At 52.1% G+C, this 7114-nt stretch carries 3 protein-coding genes and 1 pseudogene; 1 reads left to right on the top strand and 3 read right to left on the bottom strand.

The features are described from left to right. Positions 1–212 precede the first annotated feature (212 nt). From asmA to udk, 3 genes are all read right to left on the bottom strand, one after another. Positions 213–2066 carry an outer membrane assembly protein AsmA gene (gene asmA, locus HEN33_RS19670; protein WP_176263323.1) on the bottom strand — a complete coding sequence of 618 codons (1854 nt, stop codon included), beginning with the start codon at positions 2064–2066 and terminating at the stop codon, positions 213–215. Positions 2067–2087: 21 nt separating this feature from the next. After that, complete coding sequence (gene dcd, locus HEN33_RS19665; protein ID WP_001234767.1) at positions 2088–2669, bottom strand: dCTP deaminase; 582 nt, start codon at positions 2667–2669, stop codon at positions 2088–2090. Positions 2670–2760: 91 nt separating this feature from the next. Continuing rightward, positions 2761–3402, bottom strand: a complete 642-nt coding sequence (gene udk / locus HEN33_RS19660) for a uridine kinase (RefSeq protein ID WP_001295424.1) — start codon at positions 3400–3402, stop codon at positions 2761–2763. 317 nt (positions 3403–3719) lie between these two features. On the opposite strand from udk, the pseudogene HEN33_RS19655 reads away from it, so the two are divergent. Beyond that, positions 3720–7037, top strand: a pseudogene (locus HEN33_RS19655) (diguanylate cyclase). The last annotated feature ends 77 nt before the right edge of the window (positions 7038–7114 follow it).

Here is a 7114-nt window from a genome sequence, read left to right as displayed (position 1 = left end):
CATTATCCCTGTAAAACGCGCCCTCAGCCCACATCCATGTGGGCTGCCCCGGCCTACAGGAAACGATTCGGCGATTTACAGCCGGACCAACACCCTCGCTGAAGTATCTTACTTATACAGATGATTCATCTTTGCTGAAAGTAATCTACGTGATTGCCTGATGCGACGCTTACGCGTCTTATCAGGCTTACAGCATATGTCATCTGGATGACTTACATCTTCTCCAGCAACTTCTTCACATCTTTGCCATTGCGGGAATCTTTATTCCGCTCGGCCCAGTCATTCAGGCGACGTTTCGCTTCGTCCTGTAGATGTTTGCGTAGCAGCTGGTCCACTTGCAGGCTGTAATTGAGTTGCTGCCAGTTGCCATAAACCCGCAGCGGTACTGGCGTTTCTTTGAGGAAATCAATCAGTTTGCTTTCCCCGTTCCAGCCACCCACGACCCGAATATCAAACTGGGTGTCGCAGGTTTGATCTGCCAAATTCAACATGCCTTCCCCTGTCAGCGCCAGCACAGGCGATTGACCTTGCATGTCGTTTAACGTCACGACGCCATCCTTCAACGTCAAATCGGTGGTAAAGCGGTCAAGACGCGTCACGTTATCGAAGTTTTCAGCGGCCTTCACATCACCACCATTACGCTCTACCGCTTGCTGAATCATCTGCTGGAAGTTCATCCCTTCCATGCGTGTGTCCGTCATTTCGACATGCGCCTGTCCTTGCCAGTTGTGGCGGAATGCGTCGGCATCTATGTCAGCACCGGAGAAATCACCAGCCAGTGACATCTTTCCGGTCAACGAAATCGGATAGTTAAACGCCTTCAGAATGGTGCCAATCTCAACGTTTTCCAGTCGTGGCTGGAAGATTATCCGCGGACTTGTTGATGTTGCATCCAGCGTGCCCGGCAGCGAAACCTGTCCACCGTTAAGCTTGCCCTGCAGTTGAGTAATTTCCAGCAGACCCGACTTGTTGGTCATTTGCGTGGCAACATCTGTAAAATTCATTCCGCGCCAGCGCACGTTACTGGCCTGCAACAAAATATCTGCCGCAAAGCCTTTCAGCCCCTGATACGCGGGTTCATCAATACGCGAAGAAATGACCGGGCGCGGCAACGTGGATTGGCTCTGCCCCTGCTGCGCGGCACCGTTTTCACCGTTCGCTGTTTCTTTAAGCGGGATGAGGTTGTCAAGATTCAGTTGCGGGAATTGCAGTCTCAGCTGCCATTCCGGTTTCTCTGTCAGCGTGACCTGTGCTTGCCCGCTCAGCGTACTGTCATTGGCGGTCAAACTAATTTGGTTAAATGAAAGGCGTTTATGTGACTCCTGCCACTGGGCCTGGAAACTCCCCTGCCCCTGAATACCTTGTTTTGGTAAATCGGCACCCTGCAACTGCCAGTTAATTTGTTCAATAGCCGCCGTTAAATCATGCGGATAATCAGAAGCATCTACCGTACCGTTAAGGGATATCGTGAGATCGCGCTGATCGCGATTAACCCGCCCGGAGAACTCAAATGAACCACGATGTTGGGGATCTTGTTCCATTTGCAGGCGGATATTACGGATTGTCACCTGCTCGTCATCTTCATGCTGGAACACCAGCACGCTGTCCGCCACCTTAAGACTGGATATATCAAACGACCATCCGCGATCGTCTGACAGATCCGGCAAGGTATTGTCGCGCGGTGCAACTGGGGCATCTTCGCTGCGTACCGCTTCCGTCTGCGGCGTCAGTTGGATCACTGCCCCTTTTAGCATCACCTGCTTAACGCTCAGTTGATGACTCAGCAGTGGTAAAAGCGCCACGTCCAGACGCATGTTGTCTGCGCGAACCAGTGGCTGGCTCGCGCCCTGGGCAGTGAGAGACATTCGCCCGGAGAGGATACTAAGTTGCGGCCAGACGTGCCAACGCAGTGGCCCGTCGAGCTGCAATTGATAACCGCTACGTGCAGCAACTTGCTTGACCATATAGTCGCGGAAATCATTCGGATTCACCAGCAACACTAACGCAGATAACCCGGCCACCAGCACGACCAGGAGTATCATCAGCGTCGTCAGAAATCGTCTCATGGTATCCTCAATGGGCCTGAATTAGTCTTTATCGATTCGGCTGGCTACCGCGCCCTGCTGGTTGCGATATTTCGCATCTTCACGGCGGTTGTAAGGTCGCGCCGCCGGGCCGGAAAGCGGCTCAAAGCTCAGCGCACCAATTAACATGCCCGGACGCAGCGCCAGCGGCAGCTTACCGGAGTTGTAGAACTCCAGCACAATGCAGCCAGACCAGCCCGGATCGATACGGTGCGCGGTGACGTGCACCATAAGCCCCAGACGCGCCAGTGAGGAACGACCGTCCAGCCATCCCACCAGATCGGCTGGCAGCGTCACCGACTCCAGCGTCACCGCCAGCGCCAGCTCTCCCGGATGGAGATAAAACGCCTCGCCCTCGTCGAGCACGATTTCATCGCTCATCACTCGATCGAGCGCGGCGCTCACTTCATCTTTGGGACCGCTCAGATCGATAAACGCTGCCGTGTGACCACGGAAGGTACGAAATTTATTGCCCAGGCGCACATCCACCGTCGCGCCATTAATACGCTCCACTGGCGGACGTGGGTTGATCGACAAACGGCCTTCATCAAGCCAGGCTTCAATATCTCGGTCACACAGACGCATGGCATTTTCTCCTTTCGCGCATCACTCCCTTAACGCCAATTACGTCAAGGGCATACCAGGTTATCACTGAACGGTACACAATTTATCAAGCTTATTCAAAGAACTGACTTATTTTCGCTTTCAATATATCGATGGCGATGCGGTTTTTCCCGCCGCGCGGCACGATAATGTCCGCATATTGTTTAGATGGCTCAATGAATTGCAGGAACATCGGGCGCACAGTTTTTTGATATTGCGCCATCACTGAATCCATTGAACGCCCACGCTCGTTAACATCACGCTTGATGCGGCGCATCAAGCAGATATCCAGCGGGGTATCAACGAAAATTGAGAAGTTAAGTTCGTCACGCAAACGCGCATCCGTCAGCAGCAAAATGCCTTCGAGAATGATGACTTTCTTCGGCTCAACCGTCACCGTTTCTTTCATTCGCGTATGTTCAACATAGCTGTAAACCGGCAGGTCAATTGCCGAGCCGCGTTTCAATGCTTGTAAATGCTCAAGCAGCAGGCTGTGATCCATCGCGCTGGGATGGTCGTAGTTGGTCTTAACGCGTTCTTCCATCGACAGATGGCTTTGATCTTTGTAATAGCAGTCTTCGGGAATTACGCCGATGTGTTCATCACCGACTTGCTCACGTAATTCACGATAAAGGGTACTGGCAATAAGACTCTTGCCGGAAGCCGATGCGCCAGCGATACCGATAATGACGCACTGATGAGACTGATCAGTCATATATTTAGCGACCTGATTAACCTGGATGTTAGGAAGGGGGCGACGAAGCGCCAAACGCGGCAATTATAGGGATTTCATCCGCCTGATACCAGTCGAATAGCGTTGCCGCGCGCTCAGAGTTAATTGTTGACGAAGAATTCCCGGTGGCAAATTACGTTGATCAGTTTTATACAAGGTAAAAAATGTTATACGCAGTTGCGCAAATTATCCGCCTTTACGTCACTTTATGAGCAATTCGCATATAAAATGTAAAACTTTTGTACTAGCATAAACACAGAAACGAATACTGGCGACCTGGTCTTGCGGATAAAGCGGTAATGAGCAAACAATCACAGCATGTATTAATTGCCCTGCCCCACCCGCTGCTTCACCTGGTCAGTTTAGGTTTAGTCTCGTTTATCTTTACCCTTTTCTCGCTTGAGCTTTCGCAGTTTGGCACCCAACTCGCCCCATTGTGGTTCCCGACGTCCATCATGATGGTGGCGTTTTATCGCCATGCCGGGCGCATGTGGCCGGGGATTGCGCTGAGCTGCTCGCTGGGAAATATCGCCGCATCCATCCTGCTTTTTTCCACCAGCTCGCTGAACATGACCTGGACGACCATCAATATTGTTGAAGCCGTGGTCGGGGCAGTGCTACTGCGTAAATTGCTGCCGTGGTATAACCCCTTGCAAAATCTGGCTGACTGGCTGCGTCTGGCACTCGGCAGCGCCATTGTTCCACCTCTGTTAGGGGGTGTTCTGGTTATCCTGCTGACGCCCGGAGACGATCCTCTCAGGGCATTTTTGATATGGGTACTGTCAGAATCCATCGGCGCACTGGCACTGGTGCCGCTGGGATTGTTATTTAAACCACACTATCTGCTGCGCCATCGCAACCCAAGGTTGCTTTTTGAGTCGCTGCTCACGTTAGCCATCACACTGACGTTAAGTTGGCTTTCGATGCTGTATCTGCCGTGGCCTTTTACTTTCATTATTGTGCTGTTGATATGGAGCGCCGTGCGCCTGCCACGAATGGAAGCCTTTTTGATCTTCCTTACCACGGTGATGATGGTGTCACTGATGATGGCCGCTGATCCCTCCCTGCTTGCTACGCCGCGTACGTACCTGATGAGCCATATGCCGTGGCTACCGTTTTTGCTGATCCTGCTGCCCGCCAACATCATGACGATGGTGATGTATGCCTTTCGTGCGGAACGCAAACACATTTCCGAAAGCGAAACCCGCTTTCGGAACGCGATGGAATATTCCGCCATCGGCATGGCATTAGTGGGCACCGAGGGGCAATGGCTGCAATCCAACAAAGCGCTCTGCCAGTTTCTCGGTTACAGTCAGGAAGAACTGCGCTGACTCACCTTTCAGCAACTGACCTGGCCGGAGGATCTCAATAAAGATCTGCAACAGGTTGAAAAGCTGATAAGCGGTGAAATAAATACCTATTCAATGGAAAAACGCTACTACAACCGCAATGGCGATGTTGTCTGGGCGTTGCTTGCCGTCTCACTGGTGCGCCACACCGATGGTACGCCGCTCTATTTTATCGCTCAGATTGAAGACATTAACGAGCTAAAATGCACCGAACAGGTGAACCAGCAACTGATGGAGCGCATCACGCTGGCTAACGAAGCGGGCGGGATTGGCATCTGGGAGTGGGAGCTGAAGCCGAATATTTTTAGCTGGGATAAGCGGATGTTCGAGCTGTATGAAATTCCTCCGCATATCAAACCGAACTGGCAGGTGTGGTACGAGTGCGTGCTGCCGGAAGATCGCCAGCACGCCGAAAAAGTAATTCGCGATTCATTGCAATCGCGCTCTCCCTTTAAACTGGAATTTCGCATTACCGTGAAAGACGGTATTCGCCATATCCGCGCCCTCGCCAACCGGGTACTGAATAAAGAAGGCGAAGTCGAACGCCTGCTCGGCATTAATATGGATATGACCGAAGTGAAACAGCTTAACGAGGCATTGTTTCAGGAAAAAGAGCGCCTGCACATTACGCTGGATTCCATCGGCGAAGCCGTGGTCTGTATTGATATGGCAATGAAAATTACCTTTATGAATCCGGTGGCGGAGAAGATGAGCGGCTGGACGCAGGAAGAAGCGTTAGGTGTTCCGCTCCTGACGGTGTTGCATATTACTTTTGGCGACAACGGGCCATTAATGGAGAACATTTACAGTGCCGACACCTCACGTTCTGCGATTGAACAAGATGTGGTGTTGCACTGCCGGAGCGGCGGCAGCTACGACGTGCATTACAGTATTACGCCGTTAAGTACTCTGGACGGCAGCAATATAGGCTCGGTTCTGGTGATTCAGGACGTCACCGAATCACGCAAAATGCTGCGCCAGCTGAGCTACAGCGCCTCCCATGATGCACTGACGCATCTCGCCAATCGCGCCAGTTTTGAGAAGCAACTACGCATCCTGCTGCAAACGGTAAACAGTACACATCAGCGACATTCACTGGTGTTTATCGATCTTGATCGCTTTAAAGCGGTGAATGACAGCGCCGGGCACGCCGCTGGCGACGCTTTGCTGCGCGAACTGGCATCATTGATGCTGAGTATGCTGCGCTCCAGCGACGTACTTGCGCGACTCGGTGGCGATGAATTTGGTCTGCTGCTGCCAGACTGTAATGTCGAAAGTGCGCGTTTTATCGCTACACGCATTATCAGCGCCGTGAATGACTATCACTTTATATGGGAAGGACGTGTACATCGGGTCGGTGCCAGTGCCGGGATTACCTTGATTGATGACAACAATCATCAGGCGGTTGAAGTGATGTCGCAGGCTGACATCGCCTGTTATGCCTCCAAAAATGGTGGCCGCGGCCGGGTGACAGTTTACGAACCGCAGCAAGCTGACGCACATATCGAACGGGCGGCGATGTCGATTGATGAACAGTGGCGGATGATTAAAGAGAATCAGTTGATGATGATCGCCCACGGCGTCGCTTCGCCACGGATCCCGGAAGCGCGTAATTTGTGGTTGATATCACTAAAACTCTGGGGCTGCGAAGGCGAGATTTTTGATGAACAAACATTTCGTCGTAGCTTCGGTGATCCGGCGCTTAACCATGCTCTTGACCGCCGGGTACTCCATGAATTTTTCCAGCAGACCGCAAAAGCGATTGCCAGTAAAGGCTTAAGCATCGCCCTCCCCCTTTCTGTTGCCGGTTTGAGTAGCGCCGCGCTGGTGAATGAACTGCTTGAGCAACTGGAAAATAACCCTCTACCACCACGGTTATTACATCTGATTATTCCGGCAGAAGCGGTTTTCGATCACGCAGAAAGCGTGCAAAAACTGCGGCTGGCGGGATGTCGGATAGTGCTCAGCCAGGTGGGTCGCGATCTGCAAATTTTCAACACGCTGAAAGCGAATATGGCAGATTACCTGCTACTTGACGGTGAGCTATGCGCCAGCGTGCAGGGTAATTTGATGGATGAGATGCTGATTACGATTATTCAGGGGCACGCTCAGCGACTCGGGGTGAAGACTATCGCCGGGCCAGTTGTTTTACCCTTAGTGATGGATACGCTTTCTGGCATCGGCGTCGATCTGATTTATGGCGATGTGATTGCCGATGCCCAACCGCTGGATTTGCTGGTGAATAGCAGTTATTTCGCGATTAACTGAGGGAGCGTTTGCCCATTGCCTGATGCGACGCTAACGCGTCTTATCATGCCTACAAATCGCTCATTCCCCAGGCCGGA

Source organism: Escherichia sp. 94.0001, from assembly GCF_013369155.2.
GTDB lineage: Bacteria > Pseudomonadota > Gammaproteobacteria > Enterobacterales > Enterobacteriaceae > Escherichia > Escherichia coli_F.
Note: the sequence above shows the minus strand (reverse complement) of the source record. Positions and strands in the feature narration are given on the sequence as shown.

Excerpts from the sequence above, each read along its gene's own strand:
- asmA (WP_176263323.1), bottom strand. The coding sequence starts at position 2,066 with ATGAGACGATTTCTGACGACGCTGATGATACTCCTGGTCGTGCTGGTG.
- dcd (WP_001234767.1), bottom strand. The coding sequence starts at position 2,669 with ATGCGTCTGTGTGACCGAGATATTGAAGCCTGGCTTGATGAAGGCCGT.
- udk (WP_001295424.1), bottom strand. The coding sequence starts at position 3,402 with ATGACTGATCAGTCTCATCAGTGCGTCATTATCGGTATCGCTGGCGCA.